Source organism: Limnospira sp. PMC 1279.21 (assembly GCF_032349615.1).
GTDB lineage: Bacteria > Cyanobacteriota > Cyanobacteriia > Cyanobacteriales > Microcoleaceae > Limnospira > Limnospira fusiformis.
The window spans coordinates 1-17,821 of sequence record NZ_JARPLU010000032.1; the positions used below are offsets into that span (position 1 = coordinate 1).

13 protein-coding genes and 1 pseudogene are annotated in these 17,821 nt (G+C 44.4%); 3 read left to right on the forward strand and 11 right to left on the reverse strand.

Annotated features, from left to right (window positions below; all coding sequences use genetic code 11):
* The 5 genes and pseudogenes from P5683_RS07045 to P5683_RS07065 all read right to left on the reverse strand — a co-directional run.
* A pseudogene (locus tag P5683_RS07045) lies at positions 1 to 116 on the reverse strand (Uma2 family endonuclease); the annotation flags it as partial.
* A gap of 82 nt (positions 117 to 198) precedes the next feature.
* Positions 199 to 387, reverse strand: coding sequence for a hypothetical protein (locus tag P5683_RS07050; RefSeq protein ID WP_146743423.1), 189 nt, complete (start codon positions 385 to 387; stop codon positions 199 to 201).
* 72 nt (positions 388 to 459) lie between these two features.
* Positions 460 to 2,934, reverse strand: coding sequence for an ATP-dependent Clp protease ATP-binding subunit (locus P5683_RS07055; protein WP_046320955.1), 2,475 nt, complete (start codon positions 2,932 to 2,934; stop codon positions 460 to 462).
* Positions 2,935 to 3,268: 334 nt separating this feature from the next.
* On the reverse strand, positions 3,269 to 4,123 hold the full coding sequence (locus tag P5683_RS07060) for an META domain-containing protein (protein ID WP_006620855.1): 855 nt from the start codon (positions 4,121 to 4,123) through the stop codon (positions 3,269 to 3,271).
* Positions 4,124 to 4,424: 301 nt separating this feature from the next.
* Positions 4,425 to 5,948 carry a site-2 protease family protein gene (locus P5683_RS07065; RefSeq protein WP_006620856.1) on the reverse strand — a complete coding sequence of 508 codons (1,524 nt, stop codon included), beginning with the start codon at positions 5,946 to 5,948 and terminating at the stop codon, positions 4,425 to 4,427.
* Between the two features lie 80 nt (positions 5,949 to 6,028).
* On the opposite strand from P5683_RS07065, the gene P5683_RS07070 reads away from it, so the two are divergent.
* Together P5683_RS07070 and P5683_RS07075 are read left to right on the forward strand one after the other, a co-directional pair.
* Positions 6,029 to 6,676: a hypothetical protein gene (locus tag P5683_RS07070; RefSeq protein WP_006620857.1), complete on the forward strand. Its 648-nt coding sequence runs from the start codon at positions 6,029 to 6,031 to the stop codon at positions 6,674 to 6,676.
* Between the two features lie 75 nt (positions 6,677 to 6,751).
* The gene (locus P5683_RS07075; protein ID WP_006620858.1) at positions 6,752 to 7,216 is read left to right on the forward strand and encodes a hypothetical protein; all 465 of its coding nucleotides are present in this window, start codon (positions 6,752 to 6,754) and stop codon (positions 7,214 to 7,216) included.
* Here the strand turns inward: P5683_RS07075 and P5683_RS07080 are convergent.
* Both P5683_RS07080 and P5683_RS07085 read right to left on the reverse strand, forming a co-directional pair.
* Positions 7,213 to 9,408, reverse strand: a complete 2,196-nt coding sequence (locus P5683_RS07080) for a PAS domain S-box protein (protein ID WP_396442558.1) — start codon at positions 9,406 to 9,408, stop codon at positions 7,213 to 7,215. The two genes, P5683_RS07075 and P5683_RS07080, sit on opposite strands and share 4 nt — an antisense overlap.
* A gap of 353 nt (positions 9,409 to 9,761) precedes the next feature.
* The gene (locus P5683_RS07085) at positions 9,762 to 10,280 is read right to left on the reverse strand and encodes a response regulator (RefSeq protein WP_006668087.1); all 519 of its coding nucleotides are present in this window, start codon (positions 10,278 to 10,280) and stop codon (positions 9,762 to 9,764) included.
* A 254-nt stretch (positions 10,281 to 10,534) separates the two neighbouring features.
* Between P5683_RS07085 and P5683_RS07090 the strand changes: the two genes are divergently transcribed.
* Positions 10,535 to 12,568, forward strand: coding sequence for an FAD-dependent oxidoreductase (locus P5683_RS07090; protein WP_006620862.1), 2,034 nt, complete (start codon positions 10,535 to 10,537; stop codon positions 12,566 to 12,568).
* A gap of 194 nt (positions 12,569 to 12,762) precedes the next feature.
* Here P5683_RS07090 and P5683_RS07095 read toward each other — a convergent pair whose 3' ends face one another.
* The 4 genes from P5683_RS07095 to P5683_RS07110 form a co-directional block, all read right to left on the reverse strand.
* Positions 12,763 to 13,230 carry a hypothetical protein gene (locus tag P5683_RS07095; RefSeq protein ID WP_006620863.1) on the reverse strand — a complete coding sequence of 156 codons (468 nt, stop codon included), beginning with the start codon at positions 13,228 to 13,230 and terminating at the stop codon, positions 12,763 to 12,765.
* Positions 13,231 to 13,329: 99 nt separating this feature from the next.
* Positions 13,330 to 15,006, reverse strand: coding sequence for a DUF3352 domain-containing protein (locus tag P5683_RS07100; protein WP_006620864.1), 1,677 nt, complete (start codon positions 15,004 to 15,006; stop codon positions 13,330 to 13,332).
* Positions 15,007 to 15,087: 81 nt separating this feature from the next.
* A complete protein-coding gene (locus P5683_RS07105) occupies positions 15,088 to 15,339 on the reverse strand; it encodes a hypothetical protein (RefSeq protein WP_231296416.1) in 252 nt (83 codons plus the stop codon).
* Between the two features lie 69 nt (positions 15,340 to 15,408).
* Positions 15,409 to 17,676, reverse strand: coding sequence for a heavy metal translocating P-type ATPase (locus P5683_RS07110; RefSeq protein WP_315640026.1), 2,268 nt, complete (start codon positions 17,674 to 17,676; stop codon positions 15,409 to 15,411).
* Between the last annotated feature and the right edge of the window lie 145 nt (positions 17,677 to 17,821).

Here is a 17,821-nt window from a genome sequence, read left to right on the forward strand (position 1 = left end):
TCGGTGTTTTCTGCCATAGGTTGACCGTCGCTTTCGGGGTAGATAATTGGGGTTTGGGGAGTGGTTTTAATCTCGGTTACCATGTCGCCTCCTTTGAGTGGGTTGGCTAAAATCAGATGTGGAAATTTAGGATTAATATGTTGACTATTTGGAGGTTGATATGCTAGTATCACTATGATGATGTCTGCCCTAATTAGATTATAGGGGTTGAGGTCTTGGACTGTACCGATGAGTATTAGGCGACGGTGAATCGGTAAAATTGTCTAGGGAAAGAATGGGAAACACCCAGATAAACCCAGATAAGAAGGGATATAGGGAAGTCGGAGGAAGCAACTGTAAGATTGTGTAGAAATGCGATCGCATTTGTAAATCTGATGACGATCGCATTATTGAAGTCCGGTAAAATCCATGGCTAAATTAGAGACAAGGGATAATTCCTTGTCTCCAAAAATCAACTACTTAGCCGTTAGTAGTGGCATATTCAGGAAGCCGACGCAGACGTTCTTCGCCAGTGAGAACTTTTACCTGTCCATCATCATCCAAGTCTACCAAAGCCTGATCACCCGGTTTAAGTGTACCGGATAGCATGGTTTCCGCTAGGACATCTTCTAACAGATTCATAATCGCACGACGGAGGGGACGAGCGCCATAATTAGGATCATATCCCACCTCAACAATATGATCTTTAAAGCGATCGCTAACTTCCAGGACAATCTCCTTATCCCGCAAGCGAGCAAACACTTCCTCCAACAGGATATCAGCAATCTGTTTAACCTCATCTTTGGTCAACTTACGGAAAACAATAATCTCATCGAGACGGTTAATAAACTCCGGTCGGAAATACTGTTTCAACTCCTCATTAACCAAATTGCGAATCCGAGTATATTGAGCCTCTTCCTGTGATTGCTCAAACTCAAAACCCAGACCGCCGCCACCCTTTTCTATCACCTTCGAGCCGATATTGGAAGTCATGATAATCAGAGTATTTTTGAAACTGACCGTGCGACCTTTAGCATCAGTCAACCGTCCATCCTCCAAAATCTGCAATAGCATATTAAAGACATCGGGGTGAGCCTTTTCGATTTCGTCAAACAGAATCACCGTATAGGGACGACGACGCACCGCCTCCGTCAGTTGTCCACCCTCATCATAGCCGACAAAACCGGGAGGGGAACCAATCAGCTTAGAAACTGTGTGGCGTTCCATAAACTCCGACATATCCAAACGGATCATCGCTTCCATGGAACCAAAGAAGTAATAAGCCAAAGCCTTGGTTAGTTCGGTTTTTCCCACCCCGGTCGGACCGGAAAAGATAAAGCTGGCGATCGGTCGGTTGGGGTTTTTCAGTCCCACCCTGGCGCGACGAATAGCGCGGGAAACGGCGCTCACAGCCTCATGTTGACCTATCAGGCGCTGATGTAGGGTATCTTCCATGTGCATCAGTTTATAGGACTCAGATTCAGTCATTTTAGTGACGGGAATTCCTGTCCAGGCTGAGAGGACATCGGCGATATCTTCTTCGGTAACAATTAAGTTAGTTTTGATGCTGGTTTCCACTTGGGAAGCGGCTTCAATTTGGTCTTTGCATTTCAATTCACGATCGCGCAATTCTCCAGCCTTATCGAAATCCTGAACTTGAACAGCGACATCTTTTTGTTTAACAATGTCGGACAGTTCCACTTTCAGATCTCGCACTTCTGGGGGTAACTTAGAGTGCATCACCCTCACCCGCGAGCCAGCTTCATCAATTAAATCGATCGCCTTATCAGGAAGAAAGCGATCGCTAATATAGCGGTGAGATAGTTTCGCCGCCGCCAAAACCGCCTCATCAGAAATAGTCAAGCGGTGGTGTTGTTCATAAGCCGATCGCAACCCAAATAGAATCTCGATAGTTTCCTCAACGCTAGGTTCTCCCACCATTACCGGCTGAAATCGGCGTTCTAAGGCGGCATCACGCTCAATATACTTCCGGTATTCATCCAGAGTCGTTGCGCCGATACACTGCAATTCTCCCCTTGCTAAAGCCGGTTTGAGCATATTAGCCGCATCCATAGTTCCCTCAATGGCTCCCGCTCCCACCAGGGTATGGATTTCGTCAATTAATAGGATAATATTGCCATTAGCCTTAATTTCCTGAACAATTTTTTTGAGTCGTTCTTCAAACTCTCCCCGGAAACGGGTTCCCGCCACCAGAGTTCCCATTTCCAGGCTCACCACTTGGCGATTTTCCAGAAGTTCCGGCACATTTCCATTAATAATACGTTGAGCGAGTCCTTCTGCGATCGCTGTTTTACCAACCCCCGGTTCACCAATTAGCACCGGGTTGTTTTTGGTACGGCGACCGAGTATTTGAATCACCCGTTCTATTTCGCGATCGCGTCCTACAATAGGATCTAGCTTTCCTTGAGCTGCCAACTGAGTCAAGTTAGTAGAAAACTCATCAAGGGTCGCCGTTTTACGACTCTGACTGCGGGAGTTTCCCCCGGCTGAGGCGGGGACTTCCTCCCCTAAATTTTTAATCAATTCTGTCCGCAATTGTCGGCGCTCAATACCGAAGTTTTCCAGAACCTTGGCTGCTACGCCTTCTTCATCTTGCAACAGGCCTAGCAATATATGTTCTGGCGCAATATAATTATTGCCTAACTGCCTAGCCTCTTTCATCGCCGACTCAAAGACCCTCTTGGCGCGAGGCGTAAACGGAATTTCTGGTGGCATAAAACCAGAACCGCGCCCAATAATAGATTCTATCTCACGGCGGGTATTATCCAAGTTTAGGTTTTGGTCTGAGAGTACCTTGGCGGCGATACTGGTTCCTTCTCCAATAATACCCAGTAGCAGTTGTTCAGTACCGACGAAGTTATGTCCCAAACGTCGCGCCTCTTCCTGAGACAGCATCACGGCCTTGATCGCTTGATCTGAAAAATATTCAAACATTTGTGCTTTTCCCGTCCAGCTATTGTACTTAGCTAACCCTGGGGTGTGCTTTTGATCCGTGCAGGAGGAACATCACACCACCAAGATTTGTAAACTTTTGTGTATTTTGCCTATCCCTACTCTATCGCTACTCTAGCAATAATGCAGTAAGGATAGCCGTAATTTTGCTGAAACGGGGACTAGGGGCTAGGGACAGGGTTTATCAACCCGTCCCCAATTTTTAGACCCTACTCAGCCAAGAACTTGACCGTGGCAAATAATTGCTAACAGATCAACCAGGTTTCTTGGTGGCGGTTGATGTCAAATTAACCGCCTAATTATCAATTATCCTTACTCAATTATCATGCTCAAATACCATGATACCTGAACCTGATGCGTTTTGGAAGGTCATCACCAAATTATTACCATTTACCCGAAACTCTTGCACGCCTTCTAAAGCCTGAATAAACTCTGATTCCTGAGTCATTAACTCTGGTTCACAAGCCATGGAAGTTGAGGCTAAGGTGTTAATTTCTAGTTGCTGTTCTTTGACCTCATAACCACCGATTAAACGATTACAGCCACCAGTTCCAGAAATGCTATTTTCGGCAAACTCTAGGGTGACTTTGCTATCAGCGACTAAATCAATCATGGAGTCAGATTTTGTCCAAAACAACAACCGCCACGGCTTATTTAACATGGAGTTAACACTAGGTTCATCATACTTGCTAAACACCATAAAACCCGACCCCGAATCATTTTGGTAATTCATGATTAAATTATCACCATTGACCCGAAATTCTTGCACACCTTCTAAGGCTTTAACAAATTGGAACTCTTGGCTCATTAAGGCTTCTTCGCAAGCCATTCTCGTGCTACCTACGGCACTTATTTCTAGGCGATTATCATGGACTTTATGGCCTGCCATTAAACGATTACATCCCGCCGAACCACTAATTCCATTTTGGTCAAAAGCTAGGGTGATTTCACTACCAGCAACCACATCAACTAACCTATCAGCTTGACTCCAAAATGAGAGTTTCCAGCTACTATCTGCAATGGGGTGATTCATAGCCATGTATTGTTCAGAAATATTTTGATAAACTACTGACCCAGACTGGGCTATACCTTGACTAGCAAACCATACCGGAGAAGCGATCGCACAAGTAGCTACCACCAGCAAACCTTTCCATTGACTTAGTTTTAACATCTTTTTTCACTCCAAGCAACCATCTTAGTATAGCAACTATTGTGGGTTTATTACCCACTTTCTCAAATCACACCAACCGTAAATTAGGCATCATCGAACACCGGGAATTGTTCGGATGACATATCTGCCTGCTGTCAGTTTTCTTAATTTTTTCCATCCATCTTGATGATCAGACAAAACTTGACATCTGCCCTCACCATTTTAGGTAATGCGATCGGGTGAGCCAAATAGTGAACAGTATGACCAGGCCCCTCGACCTGTCTTAATGGGGTGTAACTTTAGGAATTGTGGTGAATGGTGGTTAATTCAAAAGTTGAGCCAATAGGCGAGGCATAGGTAAAATAATTGTTAGTAAAACGCCTAAAGTCATCAATCCGATGATATCTCGGACATCATCAACTTCACTAACATCATTAAGGGCTGGTTCATCATTAAGGGGTAAAAAGAATAGCAGGATGGCTAAAATCATAAATTCCGACTGAATTAAAGCCACGAATAACATCAAAAAGCGGGTAATTTGACCAATAATTAGACTGAGGCGCTGACCAAACATAGCATGGACCATGTGGCCTCCATCTAATTGACCAATAGGGAGTAAATTAAAAGCGGAAACTACCAAGCCTATATATCCAGCGATCGCCACCGGGTGCAAACTGATAGCCATATCCCGGCTTAAAGCATCTCCTAAAGCCAGTTTTGCCAAGATAGCCAAAAACATCGAAAACCTAGGATTGAGGGCATTGAAGGTCAAAATTCCCGACTGATCAGGCACAATATCGACGACTTCCGAATGAGCAAATCCCCAGAATAATAAAGGAATAGTCACCAGTAAACCAGCCCAGGGACCAGCCACACTGACATCAAATAAAGCGCGGCGGTGGGGATATGGCGATCGCGTTTGAATAAAAGCGCCAAAAGTTCCCAGAAAAAAGGGAACTGGAATAAAATAGGGAGGGGTTACCTGAATCTGATGGTGTCTAGCGGTCAAGTAGTGGCATAACTCATGAACCCCCAAAATCGCCATTAAAGCGACAGCATAGGGAAACCCCGTCAACAATAGGGAAGGATCATCCTGCCAATCCTGATTTGATATTCCCATAATTGTGCTTCCCGCGACAGTAGTGGTAAACAGAGTAATCACCATTAGCGCCAAGGCTAACAGAGGCTGACTCAGCAGGTCTTGATCAGATTTGGGAGGAGCGTCGGGGTGACGTTGGGGATTAGGGACAAGGGCGAATAGGGGTTTATCAGATAAGTCTCGTTGGAATATTACCAAAAAGCGATCGCCAAAATTTGCCTCAATTTTCTCTCTTACGGTTTGATAAGCTATATCAGGTTGCGATCGCAATTGACCCCGACAAATCACCGCCTGGGGTCGATATTCCACATCATGCAACGGAAACACCGACCAAGGGAAACAAGCCCTTAATTTAGTCTCCTCACTCTGGCTGATAGGTGACACAGGTTCTGGAGTTTTGGTAGTTTCTGAGACAGAAGAATCTGTTTCACTTCCGGCATCTTCTGGGGTAGGATACTGGCGGCCAATATGCACCAAAACCCAATATAGACAAGGACAGACAATAAATGGAATAATCACCAGTAAAGCCGGAATCGGGGTCTGTTTGCCATAAATTATCACCCAGCCAGTCCAGATGAAAGCAGGTGCCATCATCACCAACCACAAGATCCACACGGGAGTCCTGGTAATGCGGGTGACACTTTGACGCAAAACCAAATAAGTGACAAGTCCTAGAATTAGTAGCAATAAAAGCATAATGATATTTTGATCGCAGGGAACACCGTAACCGGGAATCAGGGAAACCACAAAAAAGGATCTGGTATAGTTTACCGATAACTCGTTGAGATTCAAAAATGGCCCATAGGAACACCAGTGGAAACAGCGTAATGGCCCAGCAGCAGTCTACAACCAAACCACCGAAACCTATTTTTGAAACAATTTATGGATTTTCACCAAACCGAGATACTCTGGGTGGGACAGCTTACTTCATTGTAGAAAACTCAGGTAATATCTTGATCGATTCTCCGCCTTGGACAGAAACTGAACAAGAGTTTATCCAGCAACAGGGGGGGCTAAAGTGGTTAGTGATCACCCATCGCGGCGGTATGGGTAAAGCTAGGGAAATTCAGAAAGCTACTGACTGTCAAATTTTGTGTCAGGAACAGGAAGCCTATCTGTTACCAGAAGCTGAGGTCATATCTTTTGAAAGGGAATTTTCCCTAACTCCAGAGATTATGGTGATTTGGACTCCTGGACATTCTCCCGGTTCCTCCTGTGTTTATACTTCCCAGTATGGCGGGATCTTGTTTTCCGGTCGCCATTTGTTACCTGATGCTAAGGGTAAGCCAGTCCCCCTACGAACTGCTAAAACTTTTCACTGGTCGAGACAAGTTCGCAGTGTGCAGGTCCTATTGGATAGATTTACACCGGAAACGTTACAATGGATTTGTCCTGGGGCTAGTATTGGCTTATTACGCGCCAAGTTGGCGATCGCTGACGGTTATCACCAAATCGCTGATAGCATGAGGCAATAGCTCACCTCAATTGTCCGTTGCCACTTGTGTGGCAAAATATTCTATAGCTGTTGCTAAATTTATCGCCAAATAACTATGACTTCTGCAACTACACTTTCCGATGCTCCTGATTTGACAGGTGATGATTACATTGTTATTGGTTTAGCCCACTGCTTTATTAAAGAAGATGGGGAAGTCCAACCGGTTACGATCGCCGAACCCATCCCCTCAGCCGCCTTAGAAGCGATTATCAAGGGTATTCCTACCTCCTATCAAATCGCCTCTGCTGTCACCCTGGGAACTTTACTCACCGATGAGTCTGTCACACTTCCTGAAGCCTTCAGCCCAGAAACTCAACTCTGTGACGACTTTAGAGAACGTACCATCGCCGCCGCGCGTACCTACAAACGCCGTGAGGTGGCTAAGTCTCATATTTCAGTCGGGACTACCTTCGAGAAATTGAACTTTTCCACCGAACGCAAACGCCTACTTAATTCTGAACGAATTGTTAGCGCGGAAGATAACGTTAAACAACACGCCTACACCCACCAAGTTCTCTAGTTAGACTTCAGCGGTATATATATTCTGAACTCCAAGCCGCCTTGGGGTTGGGAAACACAAGCCAGTTCACCACCATGCTTTTCAACTACTAGGTGATGGGCTATAGACAATCCTAGGGCGGTTGTTTGACCAAAAGTAGGCGCGGCTAATAATGGTTCAAATACCTGCTGAAATTCATCTGGGCTTAAACTTGGACCATTATCAGCTATGGAAATCATTACCCTTTTTCTGTCTTTCTCCTCCACTATGGTAGTGCTGACTGACAGGGTAGGATCAACCATGCGATCGCCTCCTACCATCGCCATTTCTAGCCGATCTATATGGTAGGTGATTAGATTCATAAATACCTGATTTAATTGTCCGGGATAACACTCGATTAACGGTAAATATCCATAGTCTTTGACTAATTTAATACTCCCTCGCCCTCCCTTAGCCTGTAGGCGATTTTGCAAAATCAGCAAGGTACTATCCAAGCCTTCATGAATATTCGCCTCCTTCATTTGGGATTCATCTAGACGGGTAAATACACGCAGCGATCGCACCACGTCCCTAATGCGTTCCGCCCCCACCTGCATAGATTCAAACATTTTGGGTAAATCTATCTTGATAAAATCAAGACCTATTTCCTCAATTTCTTCCTCAATTTCCTCCGGGGTTTCTGGATAATACTCGTTATATAAATCTACCAATCTCAGTAGATCCTCAATATACTTATATCCATGACCCAGATTACCAAAAATGAAATTAACCGGATTATTAATTTCGTGAGCAATTCCTGCTACTAATTGTCCCAGAGAAGACATCTTTTCAGTTTGCACTAATTGGGTTTGGGCGCGTTTTAACTGTACTAAAGCCGCTTCTAACTCGTTGCGGCGGCGAGTTTCCTGTTCCTCACTTAGTCGCAGCGCCATTTCCATATTACGGCGTTCGGTAATATCTAACCCGACAAATACCGCCGCCGCGCCCCGATGATATTTTTGAGCTACAATTAAATAGGTGCGTGGTTCACCCTTAACATTAGCAGTAATTTCCCGAGAACTTGTCCAGTTATTCCTATCAAAAAAAGCATAGACAAATTCATTAAATTCTGGGCTGGTTTGCAGAAAACCTACCTCTTTACCGATGAATTGATGGGTCGGTACACCATAAGCATTAGCTAGGTGTTGATTAACCCCTAAATATCTCAGGTCTGAACCTACCCAAGACACTAACCCTGGTACCGCATTTAAAACAGCTTCGAGTTGGTCGCGCGACTCGGTAATGACTGAGGAAGCCACTTGACGTTCGGAGATATCTCTGGCAAACCAACAGATTAACGGTAAGGTGGGAGAATGGCGATCGCCTGTTTGTATGGCAGTATTAACCTTAATATCAATATCTGAGGGTTTAACCTCTAAATAGTTAACATTGACTTCCACGGGACAAATTACGCCATGGCGACAACTATGGCGTGATTCAAAAGTCAGCGAACCTTTATGGCGAATATCCTCGCACTGGACAGACCAGATAGTTGGGGATAGGTCAGGATCAATATCGTAGATTTTCAGTTTTAGTAATTCCCCCCGGGAATAGCCTAATAACCTACAGGCAGTGTCATTAACATAGCATAACCTACCATCAAGGGTAATCCACAATACCGCATCCGCCGCCCTATCCATCGCCAATTGGGTCAGTTGTAGGGTATCCTTTAACTGTTTTGATGCGGTAATGGCTTCTAAGGACAGGATTAAACCAGCGATCGCCCCGGTTTCCGTTTTCCAAGGCCTGACAACCCATTTCACCCATTCTATGCTACCATCACTCAGGCTCAGACAGGTTTCTAATTCCCAACTGTCTAAGGTTCCTGCTAAAGATGCCTCCGCGTTCTCATGCCAACGATCTGGTAAGTTCGGAAATAGCTGATAATGGGATACACCCAGTAAATTGTCGGAAATTTGGCTATCACTATACTGGTCTTGCCAGTACTGGGATATAGCCACATAGCACATTTGGCGATCGACCATAGCGATCGCTGTCGGCATTGATGCCATCAGTTGATTAAATAGTATATCTCCTGATCTCCCTGGAACTGCTGCACTATACATAGAATTATAGCCACAATTATAGCCATTGCTAACTGATGCCGCCTCCTGGGATGAAAAAGATTGTGTGGGCTGGTTATTCACAATTCGCGATACTCCGGTTAATTGCATCTAGTCGGCACAGTTAGAAATTACAGGGGAACATTGGAGCGTTTCGGATCATTTATGTTCCATTTATTTATACGTTCCATGTCAATTATCATGGGGGGTCTCACCCTCCATTGTATTCTTGGTTACAGATTTTGTCTATATTCCTTATTGCTTGTAAACCCATGTCCCACAGTCCCATAGCCAGCGGACTGCGTAGGGTGCGTCAGAAGCCGACTCTCTCAATCCTAACCGGAAAATTTGGGCCTGACGCAGCACAGCGATCGCCATGGTGCGTCAGAAATCCATTTCCTCCCTTGATGATAATTATCCCTATCTGACGCTACGGGTTGACATCTATTTTCAATTATCATGAATTATCCCATATTTAATCTGTCTAACTGATGGTAATTAAACATGATTTTCTGGATTTTGGTGAATACATAACCTAATTCTATTTGGTCAATAGGTAGTAAATCCAGCACTTCTAAAACTCGTTGTAATCCTAAAATAATTTCTGCCCGTAAGTGTAGGGCGGGAAATCCGGGTAATAAATCCTGCGCCCCTTGTTTGATAGCCCAAAGACGTTCTGCTTGTGATACTTTTGGGGCGGTTTCATGAGTTAAAATAACTTCAACTTCGGGATAGTTTAAATCACACCAACGACAAAATTCATAGGGGCTTTCTTCTTGCCTGATAAAATACATGACATCAACTATACATAAATCTGGTAGCTGGTTTTCTCGAGCTTTTTTCTGCAAAAAGAACTTTAAATGTGATGATTTATGGTAGTTGTAAACTGATAGACCTTGAGAAGACAAGATTAAATTCCAAATCATTTGCTGTGGCTTCGAGATTTGAGCAACCAGCACAGTTTTCGGAGGGTTATTTATCATACAAAAACTCACTTTTTGTTAATCAAGCACAATCCTATCGGTCGAAATCAATCAACCTTCAGTAATAGCTTTTGATGGTTTTTGTAGAGACACCCTTAACTTAAACAACAAGAATCAGCAAATCTTGAAATCCGACTGACTAAAATTTAGACTGCGTGTTATGATCTATCAAATAGCCGTTTAAACTCCACCCCAACTGCTGATTATAGCACTGGGACTGGTAATCTTAATCTCAATCAACTAATTAGTTGCCAATGCCTGAATTTCATCAATTACTAAATTTGCCATCTATTTCTCGCAGACAAGCTATCAAGATTTTGGGAGTCAGTATAGCTGGTGGAATCCTAGGCTATTCCCGATTCAAAAAAACCCAACCTACGATCGCCCAAAAAGACTCAATTGCCCTTCCCTATACTTTAAACAACCCTAAAAAAGTTGTTGTAGTCGGTGCCGGATTAGCAGGTTTAGCCTGTGCCTACGAACTCAGCCAACGGGGGTTTGCAGTGACCTTATTGGAACGCGCGCCCCAACTCGGTGGCAAAATTGCCAGTTGGCCGATTCAGGTAGGAAACCAGACGTTTATGATGGAACATGGGTTCCACGGGTTTTTCCCCCAGTATTATAACCTCAACCGCATCATTGAGGAACTCCACATCAGAGATAATTTTTTATCTCTTAAATTCTACTCGGTAGTTCTGAGAAATAACACTTATGAGCCGGAAGTGTTTCGCCCCAATCATTCAGCCTTTCCCTGGAATATAGTAGATTTAGCGATCGCATCACCCAACCGACTCCGGTGGGGAATTAACCTCACCAAACGCCAACACTGGGAAGTTTTCCGAGAAATTGGTGGTTTCGCCATTCCCGACAGCTTTGAAAGACTCGATCAGATCTCCGTCAGCGACTGGGTAAAGGGAGAATTTCCCCAAGGTCTTTACGACCTGTACTTTCTCCCCTTCGCTAAGTCTAGCCTAAATGCGCCGGATTCTCTTAGCGCCGGAGAACTAATGCAGTTTTTCCATTTCTACTTTTTCGGGAACCCAGAAGGACTAGCCTTTAACGGGACCCGCGAAGATATGGGTAGCAGTCTCGTCCAACCCATAGCCGATGCAATTATTGCCAAAGGGGGTAAAATTATCACCGGAGGGGTAGTTTCTGAGGTGAAATGGCGAGATGGAAAAATTGACTCCCTCACCTACACCACCGGAGACCGTCATGGGTCAGCACCTTTTTGGGTAAATCGTCATGTCAGTTTAGGAAACACTGGGGAATATTTTGGCGCTGCGGATGAAGTTTATGCTGTTAACCCCGATAAAACGGAAGCGATTTCCCTCACCTGTACTCACCAAGGTTGTACTGTGAATCAGGAGTCTGATGGACGTTTTTACTGTCCCTGTCATGGCGCTATTTATGATCAACAAGGTCGGGTGATTTCGGGTCCGACTCAACAGGATTTACCCCGATTTAAGGTTCTCAAATATGACACTACTCGCCTACAGTTAATTGCTCAAACCAACAAACCCCCCAAAGGTAGGGGGGATAATAGGGAGCTAAAACAGGAGGTAAGCTCGCACTACTCTAAAATGGCGGCTTCTCAACTTTCCGTTACATATGTTACACAATCGACGATTAGTTTAGCAGCAGACTATTACATATTTGCTACTGATGTTCCGGGGGTTAAATCTTTATTTTCCCTGTCTATAGGGGATGTTAACCGGAAGGTTCAACAACAAATCGAAAAATTGGCGATCGCTGACCCTTTTGCGGTGTGTCGATTCTGGTTTGACCGAGATTTCCCCTGGGAACATAGCGATTTTACCTCGGTATCGGGTTATAAATTAACCGATAGTATCACCCTATATCATCGCATTCAAGAAACTTATCAACAATGGCATCAACAAACGGGAGGAAGTGTGGTAGAACTGCACGCATACTGTTATAAAGAAGCGGATTTCCCTACTCAATCAGCGTTGCTAACCACCTTTGAAAAAGAACTATATGAAATCGTCCCTGAACTGCAAAACGCCACTCTATTACATCGAGAATTAGTCAATCAAAAGAACTTTTCTGGCTATCCACCGGGTAGTTATAGCGATCGCCCTTGCACTGATTCTGGTGTCCCTAATCTCCAATTTGCGGGAGATTGGGTAAAAATGCCTTTTCCCTGTGGTTTAATGGAAAGGGCGGTTAGTAGTGGCTTATTGGCGGCTAATGATATTATACACCAAGAAGGATTGCAAAGACGACCATTATTATCAGTCAATCCCAAAGGTATTTTCACGATTTGAACACGGGATAATTGACAGCTATTAATAACGGGTTGGGTGCGTCAGCAAAGGCTGTACAGCTTGTTCACCAGTCGCTTAATACATTGCCCTCACCCTAAATCTGGATCCCAGAGAGGGAGAGGGACTTTGAGAGGTGATCAGATGATTTCTGAACAGGCTGTAACTGACGCACCTGTGACTAACTAAATCAGAATTTAGTAAATAAAAATACCTCCAGTTGATTGAATATTAACAGTGCGTAACCCAGCTTGGTCGCCACTGGGTCGAATTGTAAGGGTGACGTTGTTATTAACAACTTCTAGGTTATATTGCAGACTCAAAGAAGCAACTAAGGGGTTAATCACCAAATAGGAGTCTAGGGGAATGTTGTTATAACTAATCCTTTGTCCATTGGCTAAATTGGCGGTTTCGGTGGTAGTCAAACCATACTCTAGGGTGACACTAGATTGATTGACGAGGGTTAGGTTAACCGACTGTTGTGGATTAATTCGCGCGACAGGTTGCCAAGGTCCGGGGCTATAGGTAGAAGCAGCCGGAGGATTTTGGGCGAGAATAACTCCTGTAATTGTTTCGGAAGCATTAAGGGTTTTTGGCTGTACTACGAAGGATAAACACAAGGTAGTTACAACACTTAGTCCGACTACATTAAGACGACAGTTCATTCCATGACTCTCCTAAATACACGCGCTAACATCAAGTGTGAGGAGTTATTTCTATTATTGCCCAACCTGGATGTTTTGGATAGACAACTAACTAGGAGTTTATTGGAGGTGGGCGAAAACCGTGGCTTTTTGTACGCCATTTTCGCGACCTCTGGCGCTGATAGTCAGCGATCGCAAATGATTAAAGAAAGGCTGGGCGGATAATTCCACTAATCTTAGCAAAGGCATTTGTTGGCGTAAAATGTCCCGACTGACATCCCAATCAATATAAAAATAGCCATCATTTTTCTCGGAGAGTAACTTGAGACTATTGCTAAATTCAGGATTAGTCAGAATGTTTCCAGTTTCCACCCCATGAATTGCAGCATCGATCGCCTCAACAGAAGTGGCAAAAATTTCGTAATCCCCAACGGTGGCGTGAACTCCTCTGGGTTCCGCCTCAATCATCTGTTTTCTGGCGCTGGTCTTGTTTTTAGACTTGATCGGAACAGTTTTAAGTTGTGTCCAAGCCCATAGGGTATAGTCCCCTAATACAAAACTCCCGACACTGTAACCCCTCTCAGTGGCGATCGCGTCTAAAGCCTCGATAGCAGTTTCGGCTAAAGGAGTCCGTTTGGCAACAAATACCCAATCATTGCGATCGCCTATGGGGTGGGGGACTAAGGCGAGCGCGTATTCTTCTGTTACCCAATTAAAAATATCTTCGGGTAAATCAACACCCCAACTTTCTTGTATGGAAACCTGCGCGCGTCTTAAAACTCCCCCCAAGGTCTCATTACTCCCGATAGTCCCGGAGGTTTGCGCCCACAAATCTTTTAAATCTCGTCCGGTCACTACTAGGGGACTATTGGCGCTGATATACTTTAAGGCTGTGGGGGGTTCCGACAATAACGGCGGCTCAAATTCTTCGCTGGTGGTAGCAATTATGGCTGTATCTGCTAATAATCCTTGGGGGTTTAGGGTCAGTCCTAGGGCTAAACTGGGTTGAATGGGTAGGGCGTTGATTTCATCGGGGGTTAATTCCCAATTCCCTAAATTTAAAAATACTAATCCAATTTGGCTGGAGTCTAAAGCGGCGATCGCTTTTTGATAACTCTCGGAGTTGGCTAGGTTGAGGGTGGATACCTGGAAATTATTAATGGCTTCCCGCAATACTTTTGGATAGTTAGCAAATAAAATAAAGCGATCGCTTAATACTGCTGTCGCTAATGTGGGCGCTAATTCTACCGACTCCCTTTGGCGGTAAGTAATAGTTACCCCTCGATAGGTTTCCGAGGTTACCATTACTCCCGACACCGCTTGTCGTTGCCAAAATAATTCCAGAAATTCCTGACTCTGTTGGGGATTTTGGCTGGTGAGGGCAAGAAGATATCCCGGTTGTTTATCATTACTACTATCGCGATCAATATCTGCGGCGATCAGAGACAGGGTTATTTCCTCTCCTAACCAGGGTTTAATGTCCCGTTGGTAATTTAGTCCTGTATTTCCTAGCAGTATCTTTTTAAATCGGTTAAATTCCTGATGCGATCGCTGTCTTTGTTTCGGTTCAGCTAATACCTGGCGGAAGGCTTCCAGGCGGTCGGGGTTGACCAACAACGATGCTGTAAACGGCGCATTTTTTGGCACAAATACTGTCGCTGTGGGAATGGTTTTGGCTTTAGCCCCCAATAATGATAGGGGAGTTTCACCTAACAGCGTCAGGAAGAAACTCACCCCTACCAGTAGCAGGGTCGCAGTGGCGATACCTAGCAGAATGAAAAACGACTTCAGCTTCATATTAATCTGAGTTGACAGGGGACGGTTGATTGATCAACATAGTCTCACCAATATCTTCTCACAGATGGCGGTTTGGCGAACCTAATCACTAGACTTTTTCCTGGGAGGTTCGCTGAACATAAACCACCACAACTCTAACCCAATTAAGCCTATCCCGGCTAGGGTGATACCTACTTTTAAGCCTAGGGGTTGTTCGATTTTACTAAATTTACCATATTCTCCACCACCATGATCATGATGGTGCGGTGATGCGATCGCTTCCACGGGAATAAATGCGATCGCACCTAATAACATTAACATCGTCAAAGAATTCTTGATTATTCTAACTTTCATTTTGGTTCCGGATCTATTTACTGGGTACATAAAGCATGATTAATCTACCTAGTGATTTGGGATTTGTTTCTATAACCGAGTTCGCTGCAATCTTAACGCATTGGTAACCACAGAAACGGAACTCATAGCCATCGCCGCCCCGGCTATAATAGGATTAAGTAACCAATTGGTTAGCGGGAATAAAACTCCAGCAGCGAGGGGGATACTGGCTGTATTGTAGAAAAAGGCAAAAAACAGATTTTGGCGGATATTCTTCATGGTAGCACGACTCAGTTTAATCGCCGTCACAATACCCTGTAAATCTCCCGAAATTAAAGTAATATCTCCGGCGGCGATCGCTACATCAGTTCCCGTCCCGATCGCCATTCCTACATCAGCTTGTGCTAAAGCAGGCGCGTCATTAATGCCATCTCCCACCATTGCCACAATCGCCCGTTTTTGAGAGCTTTTAAGCCTCTCTTGTTGCAGGGATTTAATAATCTCTGATTTCTGGTCGGGACGCACTTGTGCAAATACCCTATCTATAGCTACCTGTTCAGCGATCGCTTCCGCAGTTTTCTGATTATCTCCCGTTACCATGACCACCTGTAATCCCATCGATTTTAAAGCCCTGACCGCTGCTACGGAAGCAGGTTTTAGACTATCTGCAATCCCCAATAATCCCTCGATTTCCCCATCAATAGCAATCCAAGCCGTCGTTTGTGCTTCCGTCTCCCAAATTCCTTGTTTTTCCTGAAAAATACTCGTATCAATGCCCAATTCTCTCATCCATATAGAAGTACCAATTTGAATTAAGCGATCGGACACCTTAGCCTGTACACCCATTCCCGGCATTGCCTCAAATTCCACTACTTCCGGTAAAGGGAATTCCACCTCCTGAGATTTCGCATATTCCACAATCGCTTCAGCCAAAGGATGTTCGGATTTGGCTTCCACCGCCGCCACCAGCCGCAGCAGTTTTAACTCATGATTATTAGTGGTTCCTCCCACAGTGATATAATTAATTACTCTCGGTTTACCTTCCGTCAAAGTTCCCGTTTTATCTAAAACTATAGTCTGGATTTTGTGCGCTAATTCTAGGCTGTCTCCACCCTTAATTAAAATACCATGTTCCGCACCTAAACCCGTCCCAACCATTACCGAGGTCGGAGTCGCTAATCCCAACGCACAAGGACAAGCGATAATTAATACACCTACCGTAGTCACTATAGCTAGGGTAATATTTCCCGTCCAATTAAACCAGATCACAAAAGTGGCGATCGCTATAGCTATCACCACAGGAACAAACCAGCTAGTTACCTGATCTGCTAATGTTTGAATCGGTGCTTTTGCACCTTGCGCCTGTCTTACTAACTGCACAATTTGCGCCAAAACAGTTTCTTCTCCCACCCGTGCAGCCGTAAACTTAAAGCTACCAGTTTTATTAATTGTCGCCCCAATCACTTCATCACCAATCTGCTTTTCTACCGGGACACTTTCCCCCGTCACCATCGATTCATCTACAGTCGATCGCCCTTCGATTATCTCTCCATCAACCGGGATTTTTTCCCCCGGACGAACTATCACAATATCCCCAACCTTCACCAATTCAATCGCGATATCTTCCTCCTTACCATTACGAACTACACGAGCAGTTTTTGCCTGTAATCCTATTAATTTTTTGATAGCTTCTGACATTTTCCCTTTGGCGCGATGTTCTAACCATCTCCCCACTAAAACCAACGCAATAATCATCGCCGCCGACTCATAAAAAACATCGGGACTCAATCCCTGACTCAACAAAACATTAGGAAATAACGTCACAAACACCGAGTAAACATAAGCCACACCCGTACCAATCGAAGTTAGAGTATTCATGTCAGCGTTACGCTGCTTAAATCCTTTAATTGCACCCGTGAAACAACCTTGACCACACCAAAACATCACCGGAGTAGTTAACACAAATTGCAGCCAGGGATGATGCAGCCAACCCGGTATAAAATGGATGTCTAAACCTGTCATCATTGGTAAGCCACCAATCATCAAGAATAAACTCACAAATCCCGAAAATGCCACCTTCTTAATTAGTGCTTTTTCCTCGGCATCACTCTCGGATTCTCCCGGCTTTTCTAAGTTTCCTAAACCCCCTAAAGGTTTGGTTGTATATCCAGCGTCAGAAATCGCTTGTTCAATTACCTCTAAACTGACCGCTTCTGGGTTATAATCTATAGCAGCTTGTTCAGCACCAAAGTTAACTTGACATTGATTAACTCCATCAAGTCTATTCACTACTATTTCAATGCGGGATGCACAGGATGCACAACTCATCCCCCCCACTTGTAAATGAGTGGTTTTCATAGCGAAAATTTACCTTTGACAATTTTATACATTGATTTTAAAGTCTCCTGTGAACTGGAGAGTCAACCAAAAAACCGAGTTTCTCCCAGTCTCTTGACAAACTTATGGCGATCGCTTCCAAAGAAACCGGGTTTCTCCCAGAAAC

Excerpts from the sequence above, each read along its gene's own strand:
- P5683_RS07095 (WP_006620863.1), bottom strand. The coding sequence starts at position 13,230 with ATGAACTGTCGTCTTAATGTAGTCGGACTAAGTGTTGTAACTACCTTG.
- P5683_RS07080 (WP_396442558.1), bottom strand. The coding sequence starts at position 9,408 with ATGCAATTAACCGGAGTATCGCGAATTGTGAATAACCAGCCCACACAA.
- P5683_RS07060 (WP_006620855.1), bottom strand. The coding sequence starts at position 4,123 with ATGTTAAAACTAAGTCAATGGAAAGGTTTGCTGGTGGTAGCTACTTGT.
- P5683_RS07055 (WP_046320955.1), bottom strand. The coding sequence starts at position 2,934 with ATGTTTGAATATTTTTCAGATCAAGCGATCAAGGCCGTGATGCTGTCT.
- P5683_RS07110 (WP_315640026.1), bottom strand. The coding sequence starts at position 17,676 with ATGAAAACCACTCATTTACAAGTGGGGGGGATGAGTTGTGCATCCTGT.
- P5683_RS07105 (WP_231296416.1), bottom strand. The coding sequence starts at position 15,339 with ATGAAAGTTAGAATAATCAAGAATTCTTTGACGATGTTAATGTTATTA.
- P5683_RS07075 (WP_006620858.1), top strand. The coding sequence starts at position 6,752 with ATGACTTCTGCAACTACACTTTCCGATGCTCCTGATTTGACAGGTGAT.
- P5683_RS07085 (WP_006668087.1), bottom strand. The coding sequence starts at position 10,280 with ATGATAAATAACCCTCCGAAAACTGTGCTGGTTGCTCAAATCTCGAAG.
- P5683_RS07100 (WP_006620864.1), bottom strand. The coding sequence starts at position 15,006 with ATGAAGCTGAAGTCGTTTTTCATTCTGCTAGGTATCGCCACTGCGACC.
- P5683_RS07050 (WP_146743423.1), bottom strand. The coding sequence starts at position 387 with ATGCGATCGTCATCAGATTTACAAATGCGATCGCATTTCTACACAATC.
- P5683_RS07090 (WP_006620862.1), top strand. The coding sequence starts at position 10,535 with ATGCCTGAATTTCATCAATTACTAAATTTGCCATCTATTTCTCGCAGA.
- P5683_RS07070 (WP_006620857.1), top strand. The coding sequence starts at position 6,029 with ATGGCCCAGCAGCAGTCTACAACCAAACCACCGAAACCTATTTTTGAA.